The sequence below is a fragment of the Larsenimonas rhizosphaerae genome, from assembly GCF_026240105.1.
Taxonomy (GTDB): Bacteria; Pseudomonadota; Gammaproteobacteria; order Pseudomonadales; family Halomonadaceae; genus Larsenimonas; species Larsenimonas rhizosphaerae.
The window spans coordinates 1,074,104-1,099,575 of the sequence record NZ_JAPIVE010000001.1; the positions used below are offsets into that span (position 1 = coordinate 1,074,104).

The 25,472-nt window shown below is 56.5% G+C and carries 26 protein-coding genes, 4 tRNA genes and 1 riboswitch; of the genes, 23 read left to right on the forward strand and 7 right to left on the reverse strand.

Translation table 11 applies throughout. The features are described 5' to 3' along the window. Positions 1-52 precede the first annotated feature (52 nt). The 4 genes from OQ287_RS04985 to astE all read left to right on the forward strand — a co-directional run bounded on the left by OQ287_RS04985 (position 53) and on the right by astE (position 5,786). The gene (locus tag OQ287_RS04985; RefSeq protein ID WP_265895741.1) at positions 53-2,338 is read left to right on the forward strand and encodes a putative bifunctional diguanylate cyclase/phosphodiesterase; all 2,286 of its coding nucleotides are present in this window, start codon (positions 53-55) and stop codon (positions 2,336-2,338) included. A 56-nt stretch (positions 2,339-2,394) separates the two neighbouring features. After that, positions 2,395-2,559, forward strand: a riboswitch (FMN riboswitch). A 96-nt stretch (positions 2,560-2,655) separates the two neighbouring features. Continuing rightward, a complete protein-coding gene (locus OQ287_RS04990; protein WP_265895742.1) occupies positions 2,656-3,138 on the forward strand; it encodes a 6,7-dimethyl-8-ribityllumazine synthase in 483 nt (160 codons plus the stop codon). Positions 3,139-3,381: 243 nt separating this feature from the next. Continuing rightward, a complete protein-coding gene (gene astB / locus OQ287_RS04995; RefSeq protein WP_265895743.1) occupies positions 3,382-4,725 on the forward strand; it encodes an N-succinylarginine dihydrolase in 1,344 nt (447 codons plus the stop codon). Between the two features lie 62 nt (positions 4,726-4,787). Next, positions 4,788-5,786 carry a succinylglutamate desuccinylase gene (gene astE, locus OQ287_RS05000; RefSeq protein ID WP_265895744.1) on the forward strand — a complete coding sequence of 333 codons (999 nt, stop codon included), beginning with the start codon at positions 4,788-4,790 and terminating at the stop codon, positions 5,784-5,786. Positions 5,787-5,860: 74 nt separating this feature from the next. On the opposite strand, the gene grxD is transcribed toward astE, so the two are convergent. Further along, positions 5,861-6,199, reverse strand: coding sequence for a Grx4 family monothiol glutaredoxin (gene grxD, locus OQ287_RS05005; RefSeq protein WP_250937294.1), 339 nt, complete (start codon positions 6,197-6,199; stop codon positions 5,861-5,863). A 311-nt stretch (positions 6,200-6,510) separates the two neighbouring features. On the opposite strand from grxD, the gene argF reads away from it, so the two are divergent. Continuing rightward, positions 6,511-7,431 carry an ornithine carbamoyltransferase gene (argF, locus tag OQ287_RS05010; protein WP_265895745.1) on the forward strand — a complete coding sequence of 307 codons (921 nt, stop codon included), beginning with the start codon at positions 6,511-6,513 and terminating at the stop codon, positions 7,429-7,431. A gap of 118 nt (positions 7,432-7,549) precedes the next feature. On the opposite strand, the gene OQ287_RS05015 is transcribed toward argF, so the two are convergent. Beyond that, positions 7,550-7,625: transfer RNA gene (locus OQ287_RS05015), tRNA-Ala, on the reverse strand. A gap of 149 nt (positions 7,626-7,774) precedes the next feature. Here OQ287_RS05015 and uvrC point away from each other — a divergent pair. From uvrC to OQ287_RS05040, 5 genes are all read left to right on the forward strand, one after another. Next, on the forward strand, positions 7,775-9,592 hold the full coding sequence (gene uvrC / locus OQ287_RS05020; RefSeq protein ID WP_265895746.1) for an excinuclease ABC subunit UvrC: 1,818 nt from the start codon (positions 7,775-7,777) through the stop codon (positions 9,590-9,592). A 78-nt stretch (positions 9,593-9,670) separates the two neighbouring features. Next, the gene (gene pgsA / locus OQ287_RS05025) at positions 9,671-10,219 is read left to right on the forward strand and encodes a CDP-diacylglycerol--glycerol-3-phosphate 3-phosphatidyltransferase (protein WP_250937301.1); all 549 of its coding nucleotides are present in this window, start codon (positions 9,671-9,673) and stop codon (positions 10,217-10,219) included. An 85-nt stretch (positions 10,220-10,304) separates the two neighbouring features. After that, positions 10,305-10,379: transfer RNA gene (locus OQ287_RS05030), tRNA-Gly, on the forward strand. Between the two features lie 5 nt (positions 10,380-10,384). Further along, positions 10,385-10,458, forward strand: a tRNA-Cys gene (locus OQ287_RS05035). Between the two features lie 22 nt (positions 10,459-10,480). Next, positions 10,481-10,567: transfer RNA gene (locus tag OQ287_RS05040), tRNA-Leu, on the forward strand. A 37-nt stretch (positions 10,568-10,604) separates the two neighbouring features. Here the strand turns inward: OQ287_RS05040 and OQ287_RS05045 are convergent. Next, on the reverse strand, positions 10,605-10,868 hold the full coding sequence (locus OQ287_RS05045; RefSeq protein ID WP_250937305.1) for a hypothetical protein: 264 nt from the start codon (positions 10,866-10,868) through the stop codon (positions 10,605-10,607). A gap of 270 nt (positions 10,869-11,138) precedes the next feature. On the opposite strand from OQ287_RS05045, the gene OQ287_RS05050 reads away from it, so the two are divergent. Both OQ287_RS05050 and OQ287_RS05055 read left to right on the forward strand, forming a co-directional pair. Then, positions 11,139-12,020 carry a S66 peptidase family protein gene (locus OQ287_RS05050; RefSeq protein ID WP_265895747.1) on the forward strand — a complete coding sequence of 294 codons (882 nt, stop codon included), beginning with the start codon at positions 11,139-11,141 and terminating at the stop codon, positions 12,018-12,020. Positions 12,021-12,147: 127 nt separating this feature from the next. Then, positions 12,148-13,299, forward strand: coding sequence for an FUSC family protein (locus OQ287_RS05055; RefSeq protein ID WP_250937310.1), 1,152 nt, complete (start codon positions 12,148-12,150; stop codon positions 13,297-13,299). Here the strand turns inward: OQ287_RS05055 and OQ287_RS05060 are convergent. Next, positions 13,276-13,578: a hypothetical protein gene (locus OQ287_RS05060; RefSeq protein ID WP_265895748.1), complete on the reverse strand. Its 303-nt coding sequence runs from the start codon at positions 13,576-13,578 to the stop codon at positions 13,276-13,278. The genes OQ287_RS05055 and OQ287_RS05060 overlap by 24 nt on opposite strands. Before the next feature lie 49 nt (positions 13,579-13,627). Then, the gene (locus OQ287_RS05065; protein WP_250937314.1) at positions 13,628-13,903 is read right to left on the reverse strand and encodes an FAD assembly factor SdhE; all 276 of its coding nucleotides are present in this window, start codon (positions 13,901-13,903) and stop codon (positions 13,628-13,630) included. 199 nt (positions 13,904-14,102) lie between these two features. Between OQ287_RS05065 and OQ287_RS05070 the strand changes: the two genes are divergently transcribed. Genes OQ287_RS05070 through lapB form a run of 3 tightly spaced genes read left to right on the forward strand, consistent with a single transcriptional unit; the run spans position 14,103 to position 15,940 of the window. Next, complete coding sequence (locus tag OQ287_RS05070; RefSeq protein WP_250937315.1) at positions 14,103-14,399, forward strand: integration host factor subunit beta; 297 nt, start codon at positions 14,103-14,105, stop codon at positions 14,397-14,399. Between the two features lie 48 nt (positions 14,400-14,447). Continuing rightward, positions 14,448-14,753, forward strand: a complete 306-nt coding sequence (locus tag OQ287_RS05075; RefSeq protein ID WP_250937316.1) for a lipopolysaccharide assembly protein LapA domain-containing protein — start codon at positions 14,448-14,450, stop codon at positions 14,751-14,753. Between the two features lie 2 nt (positions 14,754-14,755). Beyond that, entirely contained in the window at positions 14,756-15,940 is a 1,185-nt protein-coding gene (lapB, locus tag OQ287_RS05080; protein WP_250937317.1) for a lipopolysaccharide assembly protein LapB, read from the forward strand. A gap of 12 nt (positions 15,941-15,952) precedes the next feature. Here the strand turns inward: lapB and pyrF are convergent, their stop codons facing one another. Beyond that, positions 15,953-16,645, reverse strand: coding sequence for an orotidine-5'-phosphate decarboxylase (gene pyrF, locus OQ287_RS05085; protein ID WP_265895749.1), 693 nt, complete (start codon positions 16,643-16,645; stop codon positions 15,953-15,955). Between the two features lie 169 nt (positions 16,646-16,814). Between pyrF and OQ287_RS05090 the strand changes: the two genes are divergently transcribed. The 8 genes from OQ287_RS05090 to OQ287_RS05125 all read left to right on the forward strand — a co-directional run bounded on the left by OQ287_RS05090 (position 16,815) and on the right by OQ287_RS05125 (position 24,892). Then, the gene (locus OQ287_RS05090) at positions 16,815-17,093 is read left to right on the forward strand and encodes a ComEA family DNA-binding protein (protein WP_265895750.1); all 279 of its coding nucleotides are present in this window, start codon (positions 16,815-16,817) and stop codon (positions 17,091-17,093) included. A 99-nt stretch (positions 17,094-17,192) separates the two neighbouring features. Further along, positions 17,193-17,669, forward strand: a complete 477-nt coding sequence (locus tag OQ287_RS05095) for an FxsA family protein (RefSeq protein WP_250937319.1) — start codon at positions 17,193-17,195, stop codon at positions 17,667-17,669. 157 nt (positions 17,670-17,826) lie between these two features. Next, a complete protein-coding gene (locus OQ287_RS05100; RefSeq protein WP_250937321.1) occupies positions 17,827-18,120 on the forward strand; it encodes a co-chaperone GroES in 294 nt (97 codons plus the stop codon). Positions 18,121-18,175: 55 nt separating this feature from the next. Next, positions 18,176-19,819: a chaperonin GroEL gene (gene groL, locus OQ287_RS05105; protein ID WP_250937323.1), complete on the forward strand. Its 1,644-nt coding sequence runs from the start codon at positions 18,176-18,178 to the stop codon at positions 19,817-19,819. A gap of 136 nt (positions 19,820-19,955) precedes the next feature. Then, a complete protein-coding gene (locus OQ287_RS05110) occupies positions 19,956-20,702 on the forward strand; it encodes an RNA methyltransferase (protein WP_250937324.1) in 747 nt (248 codons plus the stop codon). Between the two features lie 93 nt (positions 20,703-20,795). Next, entirely contained in the window at positions 20,796-22,508 is a 1,713-nt protein-coding gene (locus OQ287_RS05115) for an ABC transporter ATP-binding protein/permease (protein ID WP_265895751.1), read from the forward strand. 97 nt (positions 22,509-22,605) lie between these two features. Further along, the gene (locus tag OQ287_RS05120) at positions 22,606-24,312 is read left to right on the forward strand and encodes a proline--tRNA ligase (protein ID WP_265895752.1); all 1,707 of its coding nucleotides are present in this window, start codon (positions 22,606-22,608) and stop codon (positions 24,310-24,312) included. Next, positions 24,248-24,892, forward strand: a complete 645-nt coding sequence (locus OQ287_RS05125) for a lytic transglycosylase domain-containing protein (protein ID WP_322974099.1) — start codon at positions 24,248-24,250, stop codon at positions 24,890-24,892. The genes OQ287_RS05120 and OQ287_RS05125 overlap by 65 nt, the downstream gene beginning before the upstream one ends. Here OQ287_RS05125 and OQ287_RS05130 read toward each other — a convergent pair whose 3' ends face one another. Beyond that, entirely contained in the window at positions 24,893-25,399 is a 507-nt protein-coding gene (locus OQ287_RS05130) for an FKBP-type peptidyl-prolyl cis-trans isomerase (RefSeq protein ID WP_250937327.1), read from the reverse strand. It abuts the gene before it with no gap. Positions 25,400-25,472: the final 73 nt, after the last annotated feature.

Genomic DNA, 25,472 nt, shown 5'->3' on the forward strand with positions numbered 1-25,472 from the left:
ATAATCAGGGACAGGCCGGCGCAGGTGCCGACCGTGATCAGGCTGATACGACATGAGCATCTCCAAAAGCGCCGTACCTGCCAGGACGCCCCAGGCTACGCGGGTAATGGTAGAACACGCCAGGCTGGCCTATATCCGAGGCATCATTCCCTTTGCCGTTATATTTCAATGCGCCTGTGCCCTGGTCATCCCCTTTTTCAGCATGCACATGCCTTCGATCGGGATGATGCTCTGGAGCGTGGCCATCATTGCCATTGCCATGGTGCATTTCGGCCTCTTCCACCGGTTTCCGACGCGTCAGTCGGAAAAGGCATTGAAGCGCATCAAGAAACGATTTCTGCAGTATACATTTGCCCTGGCGGGCATGTGGGCCATCTTTCCGCTGCTCGCCCTGCCCGGCAGTGACCCGATACATCAGGCGGTTATAGGGCTGGTGCTGATGAGCGTTCTCGGCGCCGGCAGCTTTACCCGTGCCGCCAGCCTGACGGCCTCGCTCGGCTGGATTGCCATCATCAGCCTGGGGGCATTCATTTCCATATGGGCGTGCGCCTTTGATCGCCCGCTGTTACTTGTCACCTTCCTGACATTTTACAGCGGCGTCAGCGCGCTTCTGTCCTGGAAGATATCCTCGATCCTTTGTCACCGGTTTCAAAATGAAGCCGAGCTTGTTCGGCGCAATGACTTTATTGAAGTCATGCTCAACGAATACGAGCACTCGGTCAGCGACTGGATATGGGAAACGAATGCCGGTCACTTCATCATTCATGCCTCACCTCGCCTGTTGCGCGTTACCGGCATGTCAGAGAGAGCGCTTGGCCGTGCATCGGCGCTGCAGCATCTGGAAGGCGCTCAGGGTATTGAAGCAATTGAAACCCTCGTGCAGGCACGCCGTCCCTTCAAGCGCCTGATCATCTGCATCGATGCTCATTCATCCCGACGCTGGTGGGAAATTTCAGGCAAACCCTATTTTGACGACCGGGGTGAATTTCTTGGCTACCGTGGCGTCGGCAGTGATATCACTCAGCGCCAGCGGGCCCACCTTGGCATGACGTACCTTGCCGAGCACGACAGCCTCACCAAGCTTCGCAACCGTGCCTGGTTTCAGCAGCATCTGCACGTCACCATTGAAAAGCCACGGACAAGTCAGGGTGTGCCGGTGCTGTTCATGCTTGATATCGACAATTTCAAGCCACTCAACGATCAATGGGGTCACGCGTTCGGTGACAGTTTTCTGATCGCCTTCTCGGAACTGCTGAAGATACTGTGCACACCTGAAAACATCTGTGCGTCTCGTCAGGGTGGAGATGAATTTGCCCTTCTCGGCATCTTTAAAAGCGAGGCCGCAGCGCTTGATTTCGCTGACCGTCTTTTGAAACGGTTCGATATCCCGCTGAACATTCAGCAGAAGGAAGTACAGGCACGCTTTTCGATCGGCCTGACCCTGCATGCCGGTGCGACAATTAATGTCCAGAAACTGATGCAGCAGGCAGACCTTGCGCTCTACGAAGCCAAGCGCCGAGGCGGACATTGTGCTGTACCCTATTACCACCAGCTGGACCTGGCAGCCCGGGAGCGCCGACAGCTGATTACCGATCTGCGTCAGGCCATAAATGACAAGGGAATGGAGCTTTACTTTCAGCCCATTGTCATGACCGGCAGCCATCAGCCGACCCACTTCGAGGCACTGCTTCGATGGAATAACCCGACGCGAGGATTTATCGGCCCCGATGTCTTCATTCCCCTAGCCGAGGAAACCGGGCTGATACATGCGCTGGGCAACTGGGTCATCGACCAGGCATGCGCCGTACTGTCCAGATTGCCGGCCGAGTACGGCGTTGCGGTCAATCTCTCCCCGCATCAGCTCAAGACCGATGACGTGCTGCATACCGTCGAAACAGCGCTGGCCACCCATGGCCTGGCCCCCTCTCGGCTGACACTGGAAGTCACGGAAAGTGCCCTCATGCATAATGCAGACAAGGCCACACGTCTGCTGGGCCACTTTCACCAGCGTGGCATACGGTTGGCCATGGATGACTTCGGCACCGGCTATTCATCACTGGCCTACCTTGATCAGTTTCCCTTCGACATCCTGAAAGTGGACCGCTCATTCATCAAGCGGCTGGGGGGCGGTGATAACGTCAAGGACAGCACTCCGATCGTAGAAACCATCATGGTGCTCGCCAGGCAGCTCGGGCTTGATGTAATAGCCGAAGGCGTCGAAACCCGTCAGCAGGCAGAAACGCTGCATGCCATGGACTGCACGTTCCTGCAGGGATATTACCTCGGCCGCCCCACGCCGCTGTCGACGCTGATGGAAAACTGCGCCAGAGTCACCTGATTGATTTCCAGGATTTCGCAGGATATGCTCATCCGACGCTTATTTTGGTGTAGGCGTATTATTCTCAGGGCGGGGTGCAAGTCCCCACCGGCGGTATCTTTCATGCTGGCAGGATAATGTCAGTCGCTGAAAGGAGCCCGCGAGCGCCTGCCATGGCAGGGTCAGCAGATCCGGTGTGATGCCGGAGCCGACGGTGATAGTCCGGATGAAAGAGAATACAACGCTACCGATGAGCCCGGGACATCCCATGCCCGAGCCTCCCCGTATGCCTTGTTAAAGCCCTGATTCTGGTGCTATTTTTTACCTTGAGGCAAACCATGAATCAGTCAAGCACGTCCCCCTCCTCACATGCCCGTCAGGCACGTATCGGTTTTATCCAGGCCGGCTGGCATGAAGATATTGTTTCCCGCGCCCGCGAAGGATTCGAGCAAAGGCTTGTGGCATTGGGCCTGCAGGCTGATCAGATCGAAGATGTCACTGTGCCTGGCGTTCTGGAAATTCCGCTGCAGGCGCGACTCATGGCTGATACAGGCCGCTATGATCTGCTGGTAGCCGCGGGGTTTATTGTCGATGGCGGTATCTATCGCCATGACTTTGTATCCTCGACCGTCATTGATGCACTGATGCGCGTGCAGCTTGATACTCACTGCCCGATTCTGTCAGTGGTATTGACCCCACACCATTTTCAGGAGAGCAGCGCTCATCTGGCCTTTTTCAAGGAGCACTTCATTGAAAAGGGAGCAGAAGCCGCCGGTGCCTGCATCATGACACTGAATAATCAGACAGCGCTGACACGCTGAGCCCGAGACTCACGTCATCATATTCCTTACCTTGTGCGCCCTGTACGGCTTCACCGGCCGGGGCGTCAATAATCTGCCTTCATATCTCGGCGCAATTGACACACCCGCCTTCTGACTGAACCATTTGTCTTCTGCCGCAGACTGACTGGTACAACGGCGCAGTTACCGCTTATTCTTTCAAGAAGACGCATCATGTCAGGGGCATTTCTCCCTGCCCCTGCGAACTGCTGCCGGAGTCACATCATGAGTACGGAAGTCAATTTCGACGGTCTGGTCGGGCCAACCCACCACTACGGCGCACTGGCCGAAGGCAATATTGCCAGCCAGAGCCATGGCCTTACGGCCTCCAACCCCAGGGAAGCTGCACTGCAGGGGCTGGCCAAAATGCGCGCATTGGTGGATATGGGGTATCACCAGGGCATCATCGCCCCCCAGGAACGCCCGCATGTCGCCACGCTTCGCCGATTGGGGTTTACCGGCACCGACGCACGTGTGCTTGAGACTGCCGCGCAAACCGCGCCCGCACTGCTGAGTCAGGTCAGCTCGTCTGCCAGCATGTGGGTAGCCAATGCCGCAACGGTTACTCCCGGTGCCGACACCATGGATGGCCGGGTTCACTTCACACCGGCCAACATGGCGACCAGCTTTCATCGCAGCATCGAACATCCAGCGACGGAACGTCTGCTGAAAGCCATGTTCGCCGATGAGGATTATTTTGCCCATCACCCGGCCCTGCCTGCTGTCGCAGCCCTGGGTGATGAGGGAGCAGCCAACCATACCCGGCTATGCCACACCCATGGTGAACCTGGCATCGGTTTTTTCGTGTATGGCCAGTACGGTCTGGATCGAACAAGGCCGGCACCACGTCGCTATCCGGCGCGCCAGACCCGTGAGGCCAGCCAGGCCATAGCCCGACAGCATGGCATCAAGGAAGAGCGTACGGTATTTGCCCAGCAGCACCCCGATGCCATCGATGCCGGCGTCTTTCATAACGATGTGATTGCCGTGGGTAGCCGACAAACCCTTTTCTACCATCAGCAGGCCTTTATCGACACAGATCGTGTGATCGATGACCTGAACCGGGCCATGGCGCAGGTTGGTACCTCACTGGTGCCCATCGAAGTTCCCACGAGCGCAGTCAGCCTCGAAGATGCTGTCGCGACCTATCTGTTCAACAGCCAGCTACTGGATATTCCAGAGGGTGGGCAGCGATTGGTAGTGCCAAGCGAATGCATGGAAGTGCCTTCCGTCAAGACCTGGCTCGACAATCTTGTTGCATCCGACAGCCCCATCAATGACGTTCGGGTCTTCAACCTCGGCCAGAGTATGCAAAATGGCGGTGGGCCGGCCTGTCTGCGCCTCAGAGTAGTCTTGAACAACCTTCAGCGTCAGGCCGTGACGCCCGGGGTCATGATGACGCCCGACCGTCTGGACCAGCTCGAGGACTGGGTTCGTCGTCACTATCGCGACCATCTGGTCGCCGCAGATCTGGCCGACCCGGCCCTGCTGTCCGAAAGCCGATATGCCCTTGATGAACTGACCGGCCTGTTGCAGCTGGGCAATGTCTATGGATTTCAGCGCGGGTAATACCGCCCGTTGCGCTACGATGCCGTACGCAAGAAACACGTCATACAGTAAAGGATGCAAGCATGCTGGAACAGTTACTGGACCTGGTGCGCCGCGAGGAAACACCTGAGATACAACAGGAAATCACTCCTGCTGGCACCCGGTTTGACTACCAGGAAGAAGGAATACTGCGCATCACACCGGCAGCTGACGTGCCAGGGGCACGTCGATTGATGCTCTCGGCAGGCATTCATGGCAACGAAACCGCGCCCATGGAGCTGCTGGATCGCTTGACGCGCGCCATTGCCAGAGACACGATTCGTCCTGCCGGGCCGATCCTGATCGTCTACGGCAATCCACCCGCCATTCGCGCCCAGCGCCGCTATATCATCAGAGATATCAACCGGCTATTCAATCAACCCGATGCCCCTGCCGGTGATACCGAAGAACATCGGCGGGCGCGCATCATCGAGACAAGAACGGCCGAGTTTTTCGAGCAGACGCCATCGGCTCTTCATATCGATATGCACACGGCCATTCGGGAATCACGCATCCCCACCTTTGCCCTGCTGCCGGGCGATGAAGAAACTACCCCGGACCCTCAGCTACTGGCGATGCTGTCACACACAGAAATCGAAGCGGTTATTCAACAGCACACCCCGGGTGTCACATTCAGTAGCCTGAGCCATTTTCGTCATGGTGCTCGTGCGGTCACCCTGGAACTGGGAAAGGCACGGCCCTTTGGCCAGAATCAGGGCGTCAGGGTCGAGGCGCTGGAATCACTGCTGACCGCGCTGATCGAGCACCGGCAGCACGCTGAAAAGTCACCTCATGCACTACGGCTGTTTGACGTAACCTTCGAGATCATTCGCACCAGCGATCAGTTCGTGCTGCACGTACCGAATGATCAGGCCAACTTTGTAGCCTATCCGCCAAACAGCTGCCTGGCCGAAGATGGTGCGCACCGCTGGATGACCGATGAGCACAGCCGCTTTTTGATCTTTCCCAATCCTGGCGTCGATATTGGCCTGCGTGCCGGCCTTGTTCTGTGTGAAGCCCAGGAATATAGGCCCGCCGTATAAGCGCCAACCTTTCTTTTATCCCTGGACATGAAAAAGCCCGCCATTCGGCGGGCTTTTTTTACTCGGAAGGCAGCTTATTCGGCTGACTCGGCGCGGTTTTGGCCGGCCTCCTTGATCAGGGTCTGCAACTCACCGTTTTGATACATTTCAACGATGATATCGCAGCCACCTACCAGCTCCCCTTTCACCCATAGCTGCGGGAAGGTCGGCCAGTTGGCGTATTTCGGCAACTCGGCACGAATGTCCGGGTTATCCAGAATATTAACGAAGGCAAACTGCTCGCCACACCCCATCATGGCCTGAACCACCTGTGCAGAAAATCCGCACTGCGGCAGCTGGGGAGTCCCCTTCATGTAAAGCAGAATGTCGTTTTCGGAAATCTGCTGCTTGATCGTGTCTACAGTAGCGCTCATGACCATCCTCGATAATATGTCTGCCCCCTGTGATCAGGGGCAAGGTGTGTATTTTTCCATTCTACCTGTCTGATCAGTGAAAATCAGCGGGTGCCAGCGTACTGCCCTGAAAGATGGGGGCACAATTGCGTCAGTCAATGACTATGGCTAGGATAGGATGTTTTCCAACAACGTGTCTGGCGCACTTACCCACCCTTGCGCCATGACCACCGGGCGCTGTCATGGGCTTCAAGGCCGATGCGGCGCTTTTTTCATTCGTGGCCCCTTTCAAGACGCTACGGTGACACAACAAGGGAAACAGGAGCGACATCATGGCCGTCAGGCACTTTCTTACCTTGCTGGACCTATCTCCTCAGGAGCTGGGACATGTTATACAACGCGCCATTACGCTCAAGACGCGCCTGAAGGAGAAAGGCCCGGTTTACACCCCGTTTGCCAACCGTACGCTGGCAATGATCTTCGAGAAATCCTCGACGCGAACAAGGGTCTCGTTCGAAACAGGCATGGCGCACTTCGGCGGACATGCCCTGTTCCTGTCCAACCGTGACACCCAGCTTGGCCGTGGTGAACCCGTTGCGGACACTGCACGTGTACTGTCTGAAATGGTCGATATCGTCATGATTCGCACCTTCGAGCACACCAAACTGACCGACTTTGCAGCGCACAGCCAAGTGCCGCTTATCAATGCGCTATCAGATGATTATCATCCCTGCCAACTACTGGCCGACATGCAGACCTGGCAGGAATGCCGTGGCCCAATGGCCGGAAAGACGGCTGTCTGGGTGGGTGACGGCAACAACATGTGCCACTCCTGGATCAATGCTGCACGGCAATTCGATTTCAACCTGGTTATTGCCTGCCCGGAGGGCTACGAGCCCGATGCCGATATCATGCAGGCCGCAGGAGATCGGGTTCGCATCGAGCGTGACCCCATGAAGGCAGCAGAAGGGGCGCACCTGATTACCACCGACGTGTGGGCTTCCATGGGTCAGGAGGAGGAACAGGCCATCAGGGAGGCCGCCTTCAAGGACTTTCAGGTGACGGAAGCGATGCTGGACAGGGCCGATGATGAGGTCATTTTCCTGCACTGCCTGCCGGCTCACCGGGGCGAGGAAATCAGCGACACGCTGCTTGAAGATGATCGTGCCGTGGTATGGCAGGAGGCAGGCAATCGCCTGCACGCCCAGAAGGCCATGATTGAATTTTTACTGCTGGGTGAAGTGAACGACTGACATACGAGGGGCCGCAACGATATTGCGGCCCCTGCTTACCAATGAGGCGCGCTGCTCATGGGCAATAAAAGCACGCACTAAAAAGGCCGCCGGAATAAATTCCGGCGGCCTTGAAATCTGGTGGAGCCTATCGGGATCGAACCGATGACCTCAACGCTGCCAGCGTTGCGCTCTCCCAGCTGAGCTAAGGCCCCTAAAGACAGGGCGTACTTTACGGATTTTTCTCTTTAAGGTCAAGGGGTCAGGTTTCTTTTTTGCATGAGTTCGCCTTGAGTTTTATCCCCGACGACGCCATAACCCACCTACAGTGATAACTACCCACAACAAGCCCAGGACATTATTCATGGCGTTTGATGCCCGCTCCTTTCTGAAAACCGTCTCGGAATCCCCTGGCGTCTACCGCATGCTGGATGATGGGGGCAATGTGCTGTACGTCGGAAAGGCCAAGCGCCTCAAGGCACGGCTGGCGAGCTATTTCAGAACGACCGGCCTGAACATCAAGACTCGGGCTCTGGTTGCGCGCATTGACGACATCCAGGTCACGATTACCCGCAGTGAAATCGAAGCGCTTATTCTTGAACAGACCCTGATCAAATCGTTTCGACCGCCTTATAACATCCTCATGCGCGACGACAAGTCCTATCCTTACGTATTTGTCAGCCAGCGCCATGACTATCCGGCACTCGAGTTCAAACGAGTTCGACAGCGAGGAACCGATGGCCGTTACTTCGGCCCCTACCCCAGCTCGGTTGCCGTGCGGGAAAGCCTGTCACTGATGCAGAAGGTCTTTCGTATTCGTAATTGCGAAGACAGCGTTTTTGCAAACAGGACACGTCCCTGCCTCCAATACCAGATCGGTCGCTGTACCGCGCCCTGTGTCGATTATATTTCAAGGGAAGACTATCGGCGTGACGTGGAACATGCCGTCATGTGCCTGTCGGGCAAGAGTGAGCAGGTGACAATACGCCTGTCCGAACAAATGGATGCCGCCAGCAAGGCGCTGGAGTTTGAAAAGGCAGCCTATCTACGCGACCAGATCAGCGATCTTCGCACCCTGCAAAGCCAGCAGTCGGTTGAAATGGATCAGGGCCATGCCGACATCATGGCACTGGCCGAGCAGCCCGGCGGTGCCAGTATCAGCGTGCTGGCCGTCAGACAGGGCCGTATGCTGGGCGCACGTCATTACACACCCAAAAACGAGCTGGGCCTGACCGGCAGCGATCTGCTGGGAAGCTTTGTCAGTCAGTATTACCTCGGCCATGACCGTGACCTGCCTCCGGAAATCATTGTAAGTCATGCACTGACAGATCAGGACGTACTGGAAAGCGCCTTCAGCGAGCAGGCCGCTCGACGCGTTCGAATTGCTCACCAGGTACGTGGCCATCGAGCACAGTGGCAATCCCTGGCAGTGACCAATGCAGAGCAGCATCTCAAGACCCAGTTGAGCGGCCAGGATCAGATGGACAAACGGTTTGCCAACCTTGCTGACATACTGGGACTCGAGGCACCGGCAGGCCGACTCGAGTGCTTTGATATCAGCCACAGCCAGGGAGAAGCCACAGTGGCTTCCTGTGTCGTGTTTGAAGCCGGAGGCCCGGTCAAGTCCGACTACCGTCGCTTCAATATTGAAGGTATCACCGGAGGAGATGACTACGCAGCCATGAAGCAGGCGCTGACGCGGCGCTACAAGCGAATTCAAAACGAGGAAGCCAAGCGCCCGGACATTCTGATCGTCGATGGTGGCAAGGGCCAGCTGAGCATGGCGCGGGAAGTCTTCGAGGAACTGGGAGTGACCAACATCATCCTTTTGGGAGTAGCAAAGGGCACCACCCGCAAGCCGGGACTGGAAACACTCTATATCGAAACAAGTACCAACAGTGTCACGCTTGATAGCACCCTTCCCGCCCTGCACCTGATTCAGCACATCCGCGATGAAGCGCACCGATTTGCCATTACCGGCCACCGCCAGCGCCGGGACAAGCAACGCCGCACGTCATCTCTGGAAGGCATTCAGGGGGTCGGGCCCAAGCGCCGGCGGGAGCTATTGCGTTTTTTTGGTGGCCTTCAGGGGGTCAGCCAGGCCACTCGCGAGGAGTTGACGCGAGTCCCGGGCATCAATGCACAACTTGCCGAACAAATCTATCTCGCACTTCATGGCTGAGAAGTCTCGATAACCACGTTACACTATCCGGCGTCACCGCTTCTGCCTTCAAGCGACCCGCAAGGACGCAACGCTACAATGAATATTCCGAACATCCTTACTCTTATCCGGATCGGATGCATTCCGCTTCTCGTGGTTGTCTTTTATCTGCCGTTCAGCTGGTCGCACTGGGTCGCTGCCCTGCTGTTCGGGCTGGCCAGCATTACGGACTGGTTTGACGGCTATCTGGCCCGAAAGCTGAATCAGAGCACACCGTTTGGCGCCTTTCTCGACCCGGTAGCCGACAAGTTGATGGTGGCCGTGGCCCTGGGGCTTCTGATAGAGCTCTATTGCACGCCCATGATGACCCTGCCAGCCCTGGTCATTATCGGCCGAGAAATCGTGATCTCGGCACTGAGAGAATGGATGGCCGAAATCGGCAAGCGGGCCAGCGTATCGGTGTCCTACATCGGTAAATTGAAGACGACTCTGCAAATGGTATCGATTTTCATACTGCTGGCCTTCACCCCGGGTACGTCACTTGCCATGGCAGGTATCGCACTACTCTACGGCGCGGCCCTGCTGACGCTGTGGTCCATGTGGATCTACCTGCGAGCGGCCTGGCCGGAGCTGACACGCTCGATGTAGATCAGCAACTCCATGCTTTCAGGCGATTTTTCGGATCGCCTGTTGACTTGTCATTCACCATACGTATAATTCGTCTCCGAGTTGAGCGGGAATAGCTCAGTGGTAGAGCATCGCCTTGCCAAGGCGAGGGTCGGGAGTTCGAATCTCCTTTCCCGCTCCATGAAAGGCTGGATGGCAGAGTGGTCATGCAGCGGACTGCAACTCCGTGTACGCCGGTTCGATTCCGACTCCAGCCTCCATTCATGACTCAACGCACATCCGGCCCGGATGGCGGAATAGGTAGACGCAAGGGACTTAAAATCCCTCGCCCGTTAGGGCGTGCCGGTTCAATTCCGGCTCCGGGCACCATGTCTACATCAGCTTTTTCTTCTCCCCTCGTCTGGCATTACCCTTCCTGTAACGCAACATCCTCCCTTCCCTTTTTACGCATGATTTCCCTGACATCCCCACAGCCAATGGCGTTTATACGCTGGGCACTGCCACAACGCCGGCACACCACATAACGATCATCATCATTCAGCGGCACTACCGCAAAACTGAAAAAATGATACCAGCCATCGCGCATTTCATTGCGTGGCGTGGCACAGCCATTACAGGTGAGCCTTACCTGCCCCAGCTGTATCGCCGCATCGATCAACGCCTGCTTCATCTGCCAACTCTCCCGCTCTGGTTGAATTCATGCTTCAACCCAAGCCTGATCTGCACCAGTGACCTCCCCATGGCAATGGCATGACAGACCGGTCACCATTTGAAGTCAGATCAAAGGCATACGCTGCTCACTGGATTGCAAGCCGTCAACGCGAGTAATATCCTTGGCACCCCACATTGTTCGACACTGTTACCGATCATCAGCGAGAAAAAGGACGTTCACGCCTTGAACATACCTGCGCCATTATTTCCGCTCGCCTGGCCCATCGACATGCCGCTTTCTCTCGTGGCACCGTCCGGTGCGCTCGACAGTGCGAGACTCGAAGGATGCATCAGGGCGCTGAAGGATCAGGGTATCCACTTTACCGTGGGCCGTGCCGTCAGAGCGCGACATCGAGCGATGGCCGGCACGGTCAGTCAGCGCATCGACGATTTACATGCAAGCTTTGATGACTCACACGGCGGGCCTGTCTGGGCATTACGCGGCGGATATGGCGGCGCGCAATTACTGAAGCAGATTGACTGGCAGCGGCTTTCGGTAGAGCGGCCTCTCATCGGTTACTCGGACCTGACGGCGCTACTTGAATCAGCCCGACGACACGGAAGGTACGGCATCCATGGCCCAGTGCTGACCGAGTGGTGCATTCATGAAGAGCATGATGAAGACCGCATCAACCGACAGACCTCACTTGATTCCGTCGCGCGCATTCTGGAAGGACAGCTTCCCCGCTTCGAGATCACGCCCCTGATACTTGATGCGCCACTGAAGGGCACGGTAGTAGGTGGCAACCTGACAGTTCTGGCAAGTCTTTGTGGCACGCCGTGGGCCCTTTCCCCGCCCTCGCACTCCCTGTTGATTCTCGAAGATGTAGGCGAGCCGCTTTACCGGCTTGAACGAAGCCTGTGCCAGCTTCTGGACAGCCTGCCGGATGAGGCCATTCAAGCCATTATCCTGGGTGAGTTTGTTCGCTGCCCCGGCGCAGAACATGATGAGTTGATAGCCATGATGACGGATCATTTGACCCCACGCGGCATAGCTCTGGCGAGCGGCCTGCCGGTTGGTCACGGCCCGCGCAACATGGCCTGGCCCTATGGGCACCCCGCCCTGCTTGATCTGCACTCGCTTGATTTCAATACCCCGTCCCATCGCTGATGGGCATGACGCGGGGCTGTCCCGATACTCATTTCAGAACATCACCCACTGACGAGCTACACCCTTTACGCTCCCGCTCAAGCGCTGCCATTCCGGCGCCCCCACGCCTGGTAAATGACTGACATCCATGTTCCGATTACGCGACCCCTACCTCATTTATTACTACCGCAAGCAGCTTCATATCCTGAGGTCATCGATTGCACTGACCTGCACCTTTCTGATCATTACCTTTTTTGAACTGCCCCACAGTGCCTGGGCGCTGGTCAGCACACTCATGGTCATGGGCAACCTGCCTCATGTCGGAGGGGTACTCGACAAGGGCGGACAGAGACTGCTGGGCACTCTTCTTGGCGCCCTGCTGGGGCTGCTCATTCTGACAATACCGTCTCCTCCCGGCTGGCTGATTCCATTTCTGACGCTGGCCAGTATTGCCATTGCACTGTTCATTACCTTCACGGGCCGCTTCAGCTATAGCGCCCTGATGTTCGGCATCACGATCCTGATGGTCGTTGGCGCCGGTAATCACGACCTCACCATTGCCCTGTGGCGCTCATTCAATGTGCTGATTGGCACACTGATCGGTATTATCGTGACCGCTCTGTTGCTGCCACAGAAGGCAACCGACCTGATGCGATTCCTGATCGCCGATAATATCGACAAGCTGTCACGGCTTTACCATGCCCATACCACCGACCGACGTTACGATGATGACGAGGTCCAGCACATGCTGAAAAAAATCACGGCGCAACTGGTAAAGCAGCGCAACCTGATCGACCCGGTCCATCAGGAAGGCCGCCTCAAGCGTGGTGCGCTGGAAGATATCATCTCGCTGGAACGACGAATGATATCGACGGTAGAGCTGTTGCTCGAGACACACTGGGCCACCAGGGATGGTCACGACATCATTGAGCGATTTGAAGGGCTACGAAACGAGCAATATGAACTGGCCACCACGCTGGGCACGCTGGGCTATCTGGTCAAGACGGGCCGCAACATCGATCTGTCGGTCGGCCTGTTTCATCTCGACAGGTATGCAGACCAGGCCATGACCGCCAAAAGCAGCTCCGGACGCGCACTGTACAGTCCGGCAGGATATTTATGGCTCAACCGTGAACTTGGCCGCCAGAGCAACGCCATGATCACCTGCCTGTCCAACATGCAGCATTTGCCAAGCCAGCGACTGCGCAAGCGATCACGTCGCCATCATCTGATCAGCACCGAGAAGACACTACCGGTTCCGGAGGCACGACCGGAGTCAACGGTGCCTGACAGGGAGTGACCGGCAGCAACGACGAAAACGCCACAGAGCATCACGCTCGGCACTGTCCGGCCATACCCAGTAATGGCGACCATTGCAGCTGATACCCAGCAGCCACGCACCGGCATAAAAGACATCAACCTCGGCTGATTGCCAGCCGGCACGGCCGTCAAGATAACGCCAGCCCTGTTCACGATCGTGGCACAGGGCCGGCAGAACGTGACAGGATTCAAGGCGCAGTGCTGCAGCCAGTGCAACGGCCGTAAAAAGGGCAATCAGAGGAGAAACGCATGCTGCCATGATCAGGGCAATCAAGGCAGCAAGAAGAGACGGAACGATAACCGCCAGTCTAGATGGGACGAACGTCACGGGTGTTAGCGGTTTCGGCGTCATTGATAACCATATTCACCATGCGATGCAACTCGGGATCCGAGGGTACCTCACGCCGCATCAACCACATGAAGAGATCCTGATCCTCTTCAGCCAGCAACGTGACATACAGCTGTTGATCGTCATCGGACAACGCATCAAACCTGCGCTCCAGAAACGGCACAAGCATCAGGTCAAGTTCCCACATCCCTCGACGTGAATGCCAGTAAAGCCGCTTACGTTGTGCTTCTTCCATACCATCGTCCTTTTCAGTCCCGACTTGAATTGATCAGTATATCGCCTGCCCGGCTGCCACAACAGCAGGTTGCGGTATACCGCCTTTTATCTATAACCTGTGATGTGCTAGTTCGTTGTTTTGAAGGCAGTTAGCCGCTATGCTGTCGACACAATAAAAACGTGCCCAGCCGGGGATGCAGACGTACGGAGAGTACTCGATGACCAAGTCCGAGCTGATTGAGCAGATTGCTTCGCGCCAATCGTCGCTATCGCTCAAGGAAGTTGAATCAGCGGTTCGCCTTATACTGGATGACATCACCGACTCGCTGGCCCAGGGCGGCCGAGTCGAAATACGCGGTTTCGGCAGCTTCTCCCTGCACTACCGGGAACCCAGAGTGGGCCGTAACCCTAAAACCGGTGACGCTGTTCCCCTGACGGGAAAATATGTCCCCCATTTCAAACCCGGAAAGGAACTGCGCGAACAGGTCGACGCCAGCCGCTCGCTGGGCTATTGAACCTGATCACTGCCCTTCCTTGATTGCCAAGTTAAAAAGGATTACATCATGCGCTGGATCAAAGGCGTCATCATGGCCATCGTCGCTCTGGTGGTTATCGTGCTCGGGATCCTGTTTGCCGTTCGCAACCAGGCATCGGTTCCACTTGACATCATCTGGACCAGCCTTCCTCCTGCGTCCCTCTCCCTTTGGCTTTTAAGCACCCTGGTTGTCGGCGTGCTTCTGGGCATGATCGCGATGACGGGCATGTATCTGCGCCTGCGCACGGCACTGGTCAAGGCGCGCCATGAACAGCGCACCCAGCAAAAGGAACTTGATCAGCTTCGTACTCGGGAGCTGAAGGGCGTTTCCTGATCATGTTCAATGTGGCAGCCCTGATGCTGATCACTACAGCCCTGGCCATCGGCTGGGGGCTGGGTCGCTATCAACGGCCACGGCGCACAGCCCGTCCCGGAGCAACCTCTACGTTGTCCCGGGATTATTTTGTCGGCCTTAACTACCTCCTCAACGAACAGCCCGACAAGGCCATCGAAACCTTTTCTCATTCCCTGGAAGTCAACAGCGATACCATAGACACCCATATTGCGCTGGGAAACCTGTTTCGATTACGTGGTGAAGCCGACCGGGCGGCCCGTATTCACCAGAATCTTCTGGCCAGGCCGGCACTGTCGGAACAGCAAAGTGATCAGGTGCAACTCGAGCTGGCGCGCGATTTTTATCACCTGGGCGTTCTGGACCGCTCGGAGCGCTTGTTGATTGCACTGATTCGCCCGACCGTTGCACAGGAAATGAATCAGGCCGCCAGACAACTGCTGGTTGAAATCTACCAGCGCGAACAGGAATGGCAGCGCGCGCTGGACATTGCGCAACCGCTTGTCAGGCATTTTCCATCAACACGCCGAGCCGCAGCGCACTGGCAGTGTGAACTGGCCGAAGATGAGCTGCGTGCCGGCCTGGCAGGCAATGCCCGCAAGCACTTGCGTCAGGCCCTTTCAACAGATGCCGAGTGCCTGAGAGCCAACTGGTTGCTGGCCGACATGGAGCATCGGCAGGGTCGATACCGCGATGAAATCAAGTTCCTGAAACGCATGCAGGTACAGGACCAGCGATGCATCTCGCTGATCCTGCCCCGAGTTGTCAGCGCCCATGAGGCACTGGGGGATGAAAGCGGGCTGATGCAGTATCTGAACAACCTGCTTCACCATCATCCTCACAGCACAACATTGATCACTATTGCCGAACGCCTTCAACAACAGGAAGGGTCCGAGCGCGCGGCAGAAATGGTCAGCAGACAACTTGAACAGACGCCCAGCCTCAAGGGCGTTGACTACCTGCTCGCCCTGTACCTCGAGAATGAGTGCGACGAACCCCTGTATTCAAGAATGGGGTTACTCAAGCAGCATACCGAACATCTACTGAAGCAGCGGCCCAAATACCAGTGTCAGGAGTGCGGCTTTAAATCGCAGCAGCATTACTGGCAGTGCCCACAATGCCGGCAATGGGGCACACTACTGCCCATTACCGGCATTGAAGGTGAATAAAGCCACACCGTCTCAGCCTGCCGCAATCTCTTCACTGATGCGTCGCACGGCATCCATGGGGTTATCCGATCGCGTAACCGGCCGCCCGATCACAAGATGAGTGCTGCCGGCGGCCAGCGCATCAACCGGCGTCATGATACGGTGCTGATCATCACTGACTGCAAAGGCTGGCCGAATACCCGGCGTCACCTTCAGAAACTCCTTGCCTGCAGTCTCGCGTACCATGGCGGCTTCGCGGGCCGAACACACTACGCCATCCAGGCCTGCGTCACGAGTCAGCCCGGCAAGATGCCTTACATGCGCTTCAAGTGACCCCGGAATACCACTGGCGTTAAGCTCTTCCTGAGACAGACTGGTCAGTACCGTGACGGCAATCAACCGAGTGTCATAGTGGCCTTCCCTGAGTCTATCCGCGGCGTGCTTCATCATCGCCAGCCCACCCTGTGCATGAACGTTGACCATCCACACCCCAAGGTCTGCAGCTGCAAGCACCGCCTGCGCCACCGTATGCGGAATGTCATGAAACTTCAGGTCCAGAAACACATCAAATCCACGGCTCTGCAACTGGCGCACGATCTCAGGCCCCTCGCGCGTAAACAATTCCTTGCCCACCTTGACCCTGCACTCAAGAGGATCGAGCGTATCGGCTACGCTCAAGGCCTGTGAACAGTTCATGTTATCCAGCGCAATAATCAACGGTGTCATCCGGTCCCATCCCGAGCAGTAAAAAACCACAGTATACGAGCAGCCCCCCGTCACTCACAAAAGCACTAATAACAGGCAGCATTATATTCTTATTGACTTATTGAAAAGATCGCACGTTTTTAGACTGTGAAGGCGACACAATCACTACCAACTGCAGGGATATAACCGGATGAAAAAACTGATTGCTGCACTGATCACCGCGTCAGCACTGACCACCCTTTCCGGCGCATGGGCACAGGAAAGTACCGACCCGATTGATCTCAACACGGCAAGCACAGAGCAATTGGCAGGTCTGGCCGGCATTGGCGAGAAAAAGGCACAGGCCATCGTCGACTATCGCAACGAACATGGCGACTTCAAGCATATTGATGACCTGACCCTGGTCAAGGGTATCGGCAGCAATCTGCTGGAAAGAAATCGTGACAGGGTAACGCTTGAAACTCCCTGAACACCTCTCCAGATACAAGCGCGCCAGCATGCTGGCGCGCTTGTATTCATGTACACTCGGCCTCACATCATGACTTCAACATGAAACCGGGGAACATGAATGCCCATCCTCTTTATTTTTGCGCTACTGCTGGTTCTGGACCTTGCATCATTGATCATGCTGGGCCAGCAGCTTGGCTTTATCGTGACGCTTCTATGGATCATCGGTACATTTGCTCTGGGCTCTCACCTGATCCGTCGCGAAGGCATGGCAACCCTGCGTGATGCACAGGCCAGCATCATGGCCGGACAGGCTGCGCCCAGCGACGCCTTCATTCAGATTGCTGCCTACGTCTTTGCCGGTATTCTGCTGATTCTGCCCGGCCCGCTCTCCGATATTTTCGGGCTTGTCCTGCTATTGCCCTTTGTTCAGCCTTTGGTCAGTGGCCGCCTTCGCAAACGTCGTCCGGGCACAACCTGGCAGGATGCTGACATTTCCGGCCACAACCCGCGTCAGGAAGGCAGTATTCACGGAGAAGAACGCTCGGGTACCACCATCGACGGTGATTACGTCGCACGCGATGACGAAAAACGGTAAGAATTTTTTCATCGCCTCCCTTGAAACTTCCTTTGATGACCGCATTAAGCAGGCACGACCATCAGACAGACATGTCTGGTCTTTGAACGAAGGTGCCATACCTTTCGAGCGAGCATCACTCGCTCAAGTCCATGCAACCATCAGGAGAACGTGAGCAATGAACATTCGTCCCCTGCACGATCGCGTCGTCGTCCGTCGCGTTGAAGAAGAAGAAAAAACCTCCGGCGGCATCGTTCTGCCCGGTAATGCGAAAGAAAAGCCGACGCGGGGCGAAATCCTGGCTGTAGGCAATGGCCGTATTCTTGAAAATGGCGACGTTCGCGCGCTTGACGTCAAGGTAGGCGATACCGTGATCTTCAAGGACGGTTTCGGCGTCGAGAAGCAGAACATCGACGGCCAGGAAGTATTGATCATGAGCGAAAGTGACGTTCTTGGCGTACTCGAAAGCTGATTCAGTTCCAGCTCATTTTTTTCTGTAAAGACATTGTTTCGAGGCATTAAACATCATGGCAGCTAAACATATTCGCTTCTCTGACGACGCTCGTAAACGCATGGCGCGTGGCGTCAACGTTCTCGCCGACGCCGTCAAGACCACGCTGGGCCCGAAAGGCCGTAACGTTGTTCTTGAAAAATCCTTTGGCTCACCGACCGTTACCAAGGACGGCGTAAGTGTTGCGAAGGAAATCGAACTGAAGGATCGTTTCGAAAACATGGGCGCCCAGATGGTCAAGGAAGTTGCTTCCAAGACGTCTGACGCTGCCGGTGACGGTACAACTACAGCGACCGTACTGGCCCAGTCCATCGTGAACGAAGGTCTGAAAGGTGTCATCGCAGGCATGAACCCGATGGACCTCAAGCGTGGCATCGACCAGGCCGTCATCGCGGCAGTCGAAGAAGTACGCAAACTGGCTGTGCCCTGCACCGATTCCAAGGCCATCGCTCAGGTAGGCACCATCTCTGCCAACGGCGACAGCAACATCGGCCGCATCATCGCTGAAGCGATGGAAAAGGTAGGCAAGGAAGGCGTCATCACTGTTGATGAAGGCCGCGGCTTTGAAGACGAGCTCGAAGTGGTCGAAGGTATGCAGTTCGATCGCGGCTACCTCTCGCCGTACTTTGTCACCAACCAGGACACCATGGCGGTCGAGCTGGAAGATCCGCATATCCTGCTGGTCGACAAGAAGATCTCCAACATCCGTGAATTGCTGCCGACGCTTGAAGCTGTCGCCAAGGCCGGCAAGCCACTGGTCATTGTTGCTGAAGACATCGAAGGTGAAGCGCTGGCAACACTGGTCGTCAACAACATGCGTGGCATCGTCAAGGTTGCTGCCGTCAAGGCACCAGGCTTTGGTGATCGTCGCAAGGCCATGCTGCAGGATATCGCCATCCTGACCGGCGGTACCGTTATTTCCGAAGAAGTGGGCATGACGCTTGAAGAAGCCACCCTGGATCACCTGGGTACTGCCAAGCGCATCACCATGAGCAAGGAAAATACCACCATCATCGATGGTGCCGGTGTTGAAGCAGACATCGAATCCCGCGTTAACCAGATCCGTGCTCAGATCGAGGAAACTTCCTCTGACTACGACCGCGAGAAACTGCAGGAACGCGTTGCCAAGCTGGCCGGTGGTGTTGCCGTTATCCGTGTTGGCGCCGCGACTGAAGTGGAAATGAAAGAGAAGAAGGCACGCGTTGAAGATGCGCTGCACTCTACTCGTGCGGCAGTAGAAGAAGGTGTGGTTCCTGGCGGTGGTACTGCCCTGATCCGTGCCCTCACCAACCTGCACGGCCTGCGCGGTGATAACGAAGATCAGACCCACGGTATCGTGATCGCCCTGCGTGCCATGGAAGCTCCGCTTCGCCAGATCGTCACCAACGCTGGTGAAGAAGCCTCCGTGATCGTCAACAAGGTCAAGGACGGTTCAGGCAACTACGGCTACAACGCTGCTACCGGCGAATACGGTGACCTGTTCGAGATGGGTGTACTCGACCCGGCCAAGGTTACCCGTACAGCCCTGCAGTCTGCCGGCTCCATCGGTGGTCTGATGATCACTACCGAAGCCATGATTGCTGACGACCCGGAAGACAAGGATACTTCCGCAGGCGGCGGTGACATGGGTGGTATGGGTGGTATGGGCGGCATGATGTAATCGCTTGCCCCACCTGATAAGAAGCCCCGCGCATGCGGGGCTTTTTTATGCGCGTGGCCTTCTCGTCCATTCTTCTATAAGCTGACCCCCCTTGATACGACCCTCTTTTTCCGACTGTTTAATCTCCGGCCATCGCATGCTTTCCAATATCCAGATTGTGCTTGTTCAAACCTTCCATCCCGGCAATATCGGCGCGGCTGCACGCGCCATGAAAACCATGGGACTGAGCCGACTCATCCTGGTGGCTCCGCGTCGTTTTCCAGATGATGAAGCCACCGCCATGGCGGCCGGTGCCACGGATGTACTGGAAAATGCTCGAGTGGTGGACACACTGGATGAGGCCGTTGGAGAGTGTGTCAGCGTGATTGGGGCCAGTGCACGCCTTAGAAACATGCCCCTGCCTCATTTCTGTGAACCAGACGAGATGGCCGAACACGTCATGACGCAGGCAGCCAGCGCCCCGGTCGCACTGGTCTTTGGCCGAGAGCGTTTCGGGCTCACGAATGAAGAAATTCAGTGCTGCACGCATCAAATGACGCTTCCTGCTGCACCGGACTACCCTATCCTGAACCTTGCCCAGGCCGTTCAGGTATGTGCCCATGAACTGTTCACTGTCTGGCGCAAGAACCCGGAAAATCAGTACAGCGCTCCTGCGCCGGTACAGTCCACGCGCCCTACACAGCAGCAGCTTCAGGCCTTTTTGCAACATCTTGATCACACCCTTGAAGATGCCGGCTTTCATAATCAGCCACACTCACGCACGCTTGAGCGGCTGCATGCCTTTTACATTCGCGCCCAGCCCAGCAAAAAGGAACTGTCATTGCTGCGCGGCATGCTGAGTGCGTTTTCCACGCCGAGAGACAACGGCCCGTCGAACAAATAATAATTCAGGGAACCTTTGGCGGTTCTGTTTTTCCTATCGACAACCATTACCCATCAACTGCAGGTTTACTGCCTTGCCCTGGAGATTCTGTTTGTGTCATCACCGCTCCCTACCCGCAAGCATGATCACTTTCTCGCCAAGGTATGGGCGCTGACCAAACCCTACTGGCGCTCCGAGGAAAAATGGAGTGCCTGGGGGTTTCTGATCCTGATTCTGACGCTGACTCTGGGGAGCGTCTATCTGACGGTTCTGTTGAACCGATGGAGCGGCGAATTTTATAACGCCATTCAGGACAAGGATCTGGATGCCTTCTGGCACCTGATCGGGGAATTCTCGATTCTGGCCACGATCTATATCATTGCCGCGGTATACCAGTACTACGTCACCTCCATCCTGCAGATTCGCTGGCGCCGCTGGCTTACCAACGTCTATTTCGACCGCTGGCTGGATGGTCACGCGTATTACCTGATGGAAATGCGCCACGAGGAATCAGATAACCCTGACCAGCGTATTTCAGAAGACATAGATCGCTTCACGGACGCCACACTGAACCTCACCATCGGCCTGCTGCGGTCGGTCGTATCGCTGGTCAGTTTTTCAGTCATTCTCTGGACCCTGTCGCAGGCCGTGGCCTTTGATATTGGCCCGCTGCATGTCGACATCCCTGGTTTCATGCTGTGGGCCGCCCTGCTGTACGCCGGTCTCGGCAGCATCCTGACGCATTATGTCGGTCGGCGGTTGATTCGCCTCAACTTCACCCAGCAGCGTTACGAAGCCGATTTTCGTTTTTCGATGGCTCGCCTGCGGGAAAACTCCGAGCGAGTAGCACTTTATGGAGCTGAAGAAACCGAGAAGAGCCTGCTTCGTGGGCGCTTCAACATGGTCTGGCAGAACTTCTGGCGCATCATGCGCACCCAAAAGCGACTGATCGGTTTTACATCCGCCTACAGTCAGATTGCCATCATTTTCCCCATGCTGATTGCAGCACCAGCCTATTTCAGTGGAGCCATGCAGCTGGGCGGGTTGATGCGTGTCGTCAGCGCCTTTGGCCGCGTGCAGGATGCACTGAGCTGGTTTGTCGATAATTACGCCAGTCTGGCGGCCTGGCGCTCCGTCGTTGACCGACTTACCACCATGAATGAAAACATGGATAACCTGGTACCACCCGGCGAACGTGACGGACAGCACTATACTCACGAAACGACGAATCACATCGAGCTTCATCAGGTAGTGCTCAGGGTACCCGATGGCACACGCTTGCTGAATATCGACAGCCTCACATTCAACGCCGGCGAGCATACCCTGATCCACGCCCCTTCAGGCAGCGGCAAGAGTGTACTGTTCAGAACGCTGGCAGGGATCTGGCCCTGGTGGTCCGGCACCGTAAAGGCCGGTACATCACAATTGTTTCTGCCTCAGACACCCTATCTACCGATTGGCACGTTAAGAGATGTACTGAGCTATCCGGACCGGCACAGCGATCACGATGATGATGCCCTCAGGGCGCTGCTGCGCCAGTGTCGGCTTGAAAAGCTTGAGGACCAGCTACACAGCGAACGGCACTGGGCCCACCTGCTGTCACCCGGCGAGCAGCAGCGACTGGCCTTTGCCCGCGCACTTTTAAAACAGCCCGACTGGCTGTTTCTGGATGAATCCAGTTCCGCGCTGGACCTTGATACCGAGCAACACCTTTATGCCTTGATAAAGGAACAGCTCCCCCGGACGACGCTCATCAGCATCGCTCACCGCGCCAGCCTGAATGCCTTCCACGACCGCGTCATTGACCTGCGCGATATCAGCGCCTGAGCCCTGCGCCCCGCTTTGCCGGGGCGCAGGTTAAACCGTACAATGCCCGCATCCAGATTGCTGGCTTTCAACTACTTAATGAAAAGGATGCGGGCTGATGCGCGCCACTGAACTGCTGATTTCGACCCTCAAGGAAACACCGGCAGACGCCGAGGTAGTCAGCCACCAGCTGATGCTGCGAGCCGGCATGATTCGCAGGCTTGCTTCCGGGCTGTATACCTGGCTACCGATGGGCGTGCGCACACTTCGCAAGGTTGAGCGTATCGTCCGTGAGGAAATGACCCGTGCAGGCGCTCAGGAAGTTTTAATGCCCGCGGTACAACCAGGCGAGCTGTGGCAGGAATCAGGTCGCTGGGAGCAATACGGCCCTGAACTGCTCCGCGTCAAGGATCGCCACCAGCGCGATTTTTGCATCGGTCCCACCCACGAAGAGGTCATTACCGACCTGTGCCGTCGCGAGCTGCGTTCCTACAAGCAGTTGCCGGTCAATTTCTTCCAGATTCAGACCAAGTTCCGGGACGAAATCCGCCCGCGCTTTGGCGTCATGCGTTCCAGGGAATTCATCATGAAGGACGCCTACTCCTTCCACCTGGATCAGGCATCGCTTCAGGCAACCTACCAACGCATGTACGACGCCTACATCCGTATCTTCACTCGGCTGGGTCTGGACTTTCGTGCGGTGATCGCCGACAACGGCTCGATTGGCGGTGAAGGGTCCCATGAATTCCACGTACTGGCCGATTCCGGCGAAGATGCCATCGCCTTTGCAAGTGGCTCCGACTACGCAGCCAACCTTGAAAAGGCCACGGCAGGCGACCCCGAACAAACACGCCCTGACGGTAGCGAAACGCTGCGCAAAGTGCCCACACCCAACGCCAAGACCATCAAGGCGCTGGTTGAACAGCACGATGTCGCCATCGAAAAAACCGTCAAGACCCTGATTGTTCATGGTAAAGAAGGACTGGTCGCGCTGGTGGTTCGTGGTGACCACGAGCTCAACGAGGTCAAGGCCGAGCACCTCCCGCTTGTTCGCGCCCCGCTGACCATGGCAAGCGATGAAGAAGTCCGTGATGCCATCGGTGCCGGATTTGGCTCCATTGGGCCTGTAGATCTGCCCATGCCGGTCGTTATTGACCGGGATGTGGCGGTCATTTCCGACTTTGTCGCGGGAGCCAACCAGGAAGGCGAACACTACTTCGGTATCAACTGGGAACGGGATCTGCCGCTGCCTGAGGTAGCCGATATTCGGAATGTGGTAGAGGGCGATACTGCGCCGGATGGCCAGGGCACCCTGTCCATCGTTCGGGGTATTGAAGTCGGGCATGTCTTCCAGCTGGGGCAGAAATACTCCAGGGCCATGAATGCCACCGTCCTGGATGAGAATGGCAAGACCGTCCCCATGTCGATGGGCTGCTACGGCATTGGCATTACCCGTATCGTGGCCGCCGCCATCGAACAGAACCACGATGAACAGGGCATTATCTGGCCAGAAGCGCTGGCACCGTTTGAAGTCGCGCTGGTGCCAATGAACGCGCACAAGTTCCCCAATGTGCGCGAGGCTGCCGAGACGCTGTATAACCAGCTGGTCGAGGCAGGCGTTGATGTCCTGCTGGATGATCGTGATCTTCGGCCCGGCAACAAGTTTGCCGATCTGGAGCTCATGGGCATCCCTCATCGCGTAGTCATCGGCGATCGAGGTCTCAAGAATGGCGAATACGAGTACAAGGGAAGAAAGGACAGTGACTCCACCATGGTGCCGGTTGACGCACTGGTGGATCAGCTGCGCCAGCAGCTGGGTCGCTAGAACGGCTGTTGGACTTGTACTGTTGCTGGTCCAGGCCCCCGCGGGGGCCTGGACGCCACCCACCCTGCCAGCCCTTGACGCTTCTTCCCCCTCCGAACTGACCACCTACAGCGACTCACCCTCCGCCCGTGCCGGCATCAATGACCCCTTTGATGCGCAGGTCTGGTGGCTGGACATGGACTATCGACTGGGCCGGTTCATTACCACGAAAACCATGCGCCGCCCCCTGCTTGAAAAGGTCATGCAGGCAGCAACCCGTGCGGGGCTGTCACCGGAGCTGGTGATGGCCGTCATTCAGGTGGAAAGTCGATTTGATGCCAGGGCAGTGTCGCCGGCAGGTGCCATCGGGCTGATGCAGGTGATGCCATTCTGGAAGAAGATCATTGGCAAGCCGGAAGACGATCTGTTCGACCCACAGACCAACCTCGCCTATGGCTGTACCATTCTGGCCCATTACCTGAGCACTGAAAAAGGCGACATGACTGATGCACTTGCCCGCTACAACGGCAGCCTGGGCCAGACCTGGTACCCGGAACGGGTCATGCAGGCCTGGAACAATCAATGGTGGGTCATTCGTTGATTACTGCTTGCGATCTTCCACTTCGCTGTGGGAAACGCCGGGCTCCAGCGGGTGCCCCTTGGCCAGCTCGGCGCGGGTTGCATCACGAATATCGAGGATTTCGACACTGTAATTCAATGCCCTGCCTGCCAAGGGATGATTGGCATCGACGGTCACGTTGTCCTGATCGATGCTGACCACGGTCACCGTCCGCGGCCCATCCGGACCATTGGCCTGAAACCGCATGCCGGGCTCGAGTTCGCTGGCACCAAAGGCCCCCCGCGAAACCGTTTGCGTCAGCGCTTCATTACGCTCGCCATAGGCCTGGGCAGGCGACAGCTCAAGCTCGAACCGGTCTCCCGGGGTACGCCCTGTCATGGCCTCTTCAAGCGCCGGCATGATATTGCCGTGGCCATGGAGATAATACAGGGGTTTCTCGCGTTGACAGGAATCATCAATGACCTGCCCGTTTTCATCACGCAATACATAATGAAAACCGACAATGTGATGGGACGTTATGAGTGACATGCAGTACCTTCAGTTGAAAATGAACTTCTTGTGAGCTCTGACTCGCTGCGTAATGCGAGATTGCCATGTTATT

Excerpts from the sequence above, each read along its gene's own strand:
- pgsA (WP_250937301.1), top strand. The coding sequence starts at position 9,671 with ATGAATATTCCGAACATCCTTACTCTTATCCGGATCGGATGCATTCCG.
- grxD (WP_250937294.1), bottom strand. The coding sequence starts at position 6,199 with ATGAGCGCTACTGTAGACACGATCAAGCAGCAGATTTCCGAAAACGAC.
- OQ287_RS05095 (WP_250937319.1), top strand. The coding sequence starts at position 17,193 with ATGCCCATCCTCTTTATTTTTGCGCTACTGCTGGTTCTGGACCTTGCA.
- uvrC (WP_265895746.1), top strand. The coding sequence starts at position 7,775 with ATGGCGTTTGATGCCCGCTCCTTTCTGAAAACCGTCTCGGAATCCCCT.
- OQ287_RS05065 (WP_250937314.1), bottom strand. The coding sequence starts at position 13,903 with ATGGAAGAAGCACAACGTAAGCGGCTTTACTGGCATTCACGTCGAGGG.
- OQ287_RS05050 (WP_265895747.1), top strand. The coding sequence starts at position 11,139 with ATGCCGCTTTCTCTCGTGGCACCGTCCGGTGCGCTCGACAGTGCGAGA.
- groL (WP_250937323.1), top strand. The coding sequence starts at position 18,176 with ATGGCAGCTAAACATATTCGCTTCTCTGACGACGCTCGTAAACGCATG.
- pyrF (WP_265895749.1), bottom strand. The coding sequence starts at position 16,645 with ATGACACCGTTGATTATTGCGCTGGATAACATGAACTGTTCACAGGCC.
- argF (WP_265895745.1), top strand. The coding sequence starts at position 6,511 with ATGGCCGTCAGGCACTTTCTTACCTTGCTGGACCTATCTCCTCAGGAG.
- OQ287_RS05110 (WP_250937324.1), top strand. The coding sequence starts at position 19,956 with ATGCTTTCCAATATCCAGATTGTGCTTGTTCAAACCTTCCATCCCGGC.
- OQ287_RS05090 (WP_265895750.1), top strand. The coding sequence starts at position 16,815 with ATGAAAAAACTGATTGCTGCACTGATCACCGCGTCAGCACTGACCACC.
- astE (WP_265895744.1), top strand. The coding sequence starts at position 4,788 with ATGCTGGAACAGTTACTGGACCTGGTGCGCCGCGAGGAAACACCTGAG.
- OQ287_RS04985 (WP_265895741.1), top strand. The coding sequence starts at position 53 with ATGAGCATCTCCAAAAGCGCCGTACCTGCCAGGACGCCCCAGGCTACG.
- OQ287_RS05120 (WP_265895752.1), top strand. The coding sequence starts at position 22,606 with ATGCGCGCCACTGAACTGCTGATTTCGACCCTCAAGGAAACACCGGCA.
- lapB (WP_250937317.1), top strand. The coding sequence starts at position 14,756 with ATGTTCAATGTGGCAGCCCTGATGCTGATCACTACAGCCCTGGCCATC.
- OQ287_RS04990 (WP_265895742.1), top strand. The coding sequence starts at position 2,656 with ATGAATCAGTCAAGCACGTCCCCCTCCTCACATGCCCGTCAGGCACGT.
- OQ287_RS05130 (WP_250937327.1), bottom strand. The coding sequence starts at position 25,399 with ATGTCACTCATAACGTCCCATCACATTGTCGGTTTTCATTATGTATTG.
- OQ287_RS05055 (WP_250937310.1), top strand. The coding sequence starts at position 12,148 with ATGTTCCGATTACGCGACCCCTACCTCATTTATTACTACCGCAAGCAG.
- OQ287_RS05045 (WP_250937305.1), bottom strand. The coding sequence starts at position 10,868 with ATGAAGCAGGCGTTGATCGATGCGGCGATACAGCTGGGGCAGGTAAGG.
- OQ287_RS05075 (WP_250937316.1), top strand. The coding sequence starts at position 14,448 with ATGCGCTGGATCAAAGGCGTCATCATGGCCATCGTCGCTCTGGTGGTT.
- OQ287_RS05100 (WP_250937321.1), top strand. The coding sequence starts at position 17,827 with ATGAACATTCGTCCCCTGCACGATCGCGTCGTCGTCCGTCGCGTTGAA.
- OQ287_RS05070 (WP_250937315.1), top strand. The coding sequence starts at position 14,103 with ATGACCAAGTCCGAGCTGATTGAGCAGATTGCTTCGCGCCAATCGTCG.
- OQ287_RS05060 (WP_265895748.1), bottom strand. The coding sequence starts at position 13,578 with ATGGCAGCATGCGTTTCTCCTCTGATTGCCCTTTTTACGGCCGTTGCA.
- astB (WP_265895743.1), top strand. The coding sequence starts at position 3,382 with ATGAGTACGGAAGTCAATTTCGACGGTCTGGTCGGGCCAACCCACCAC.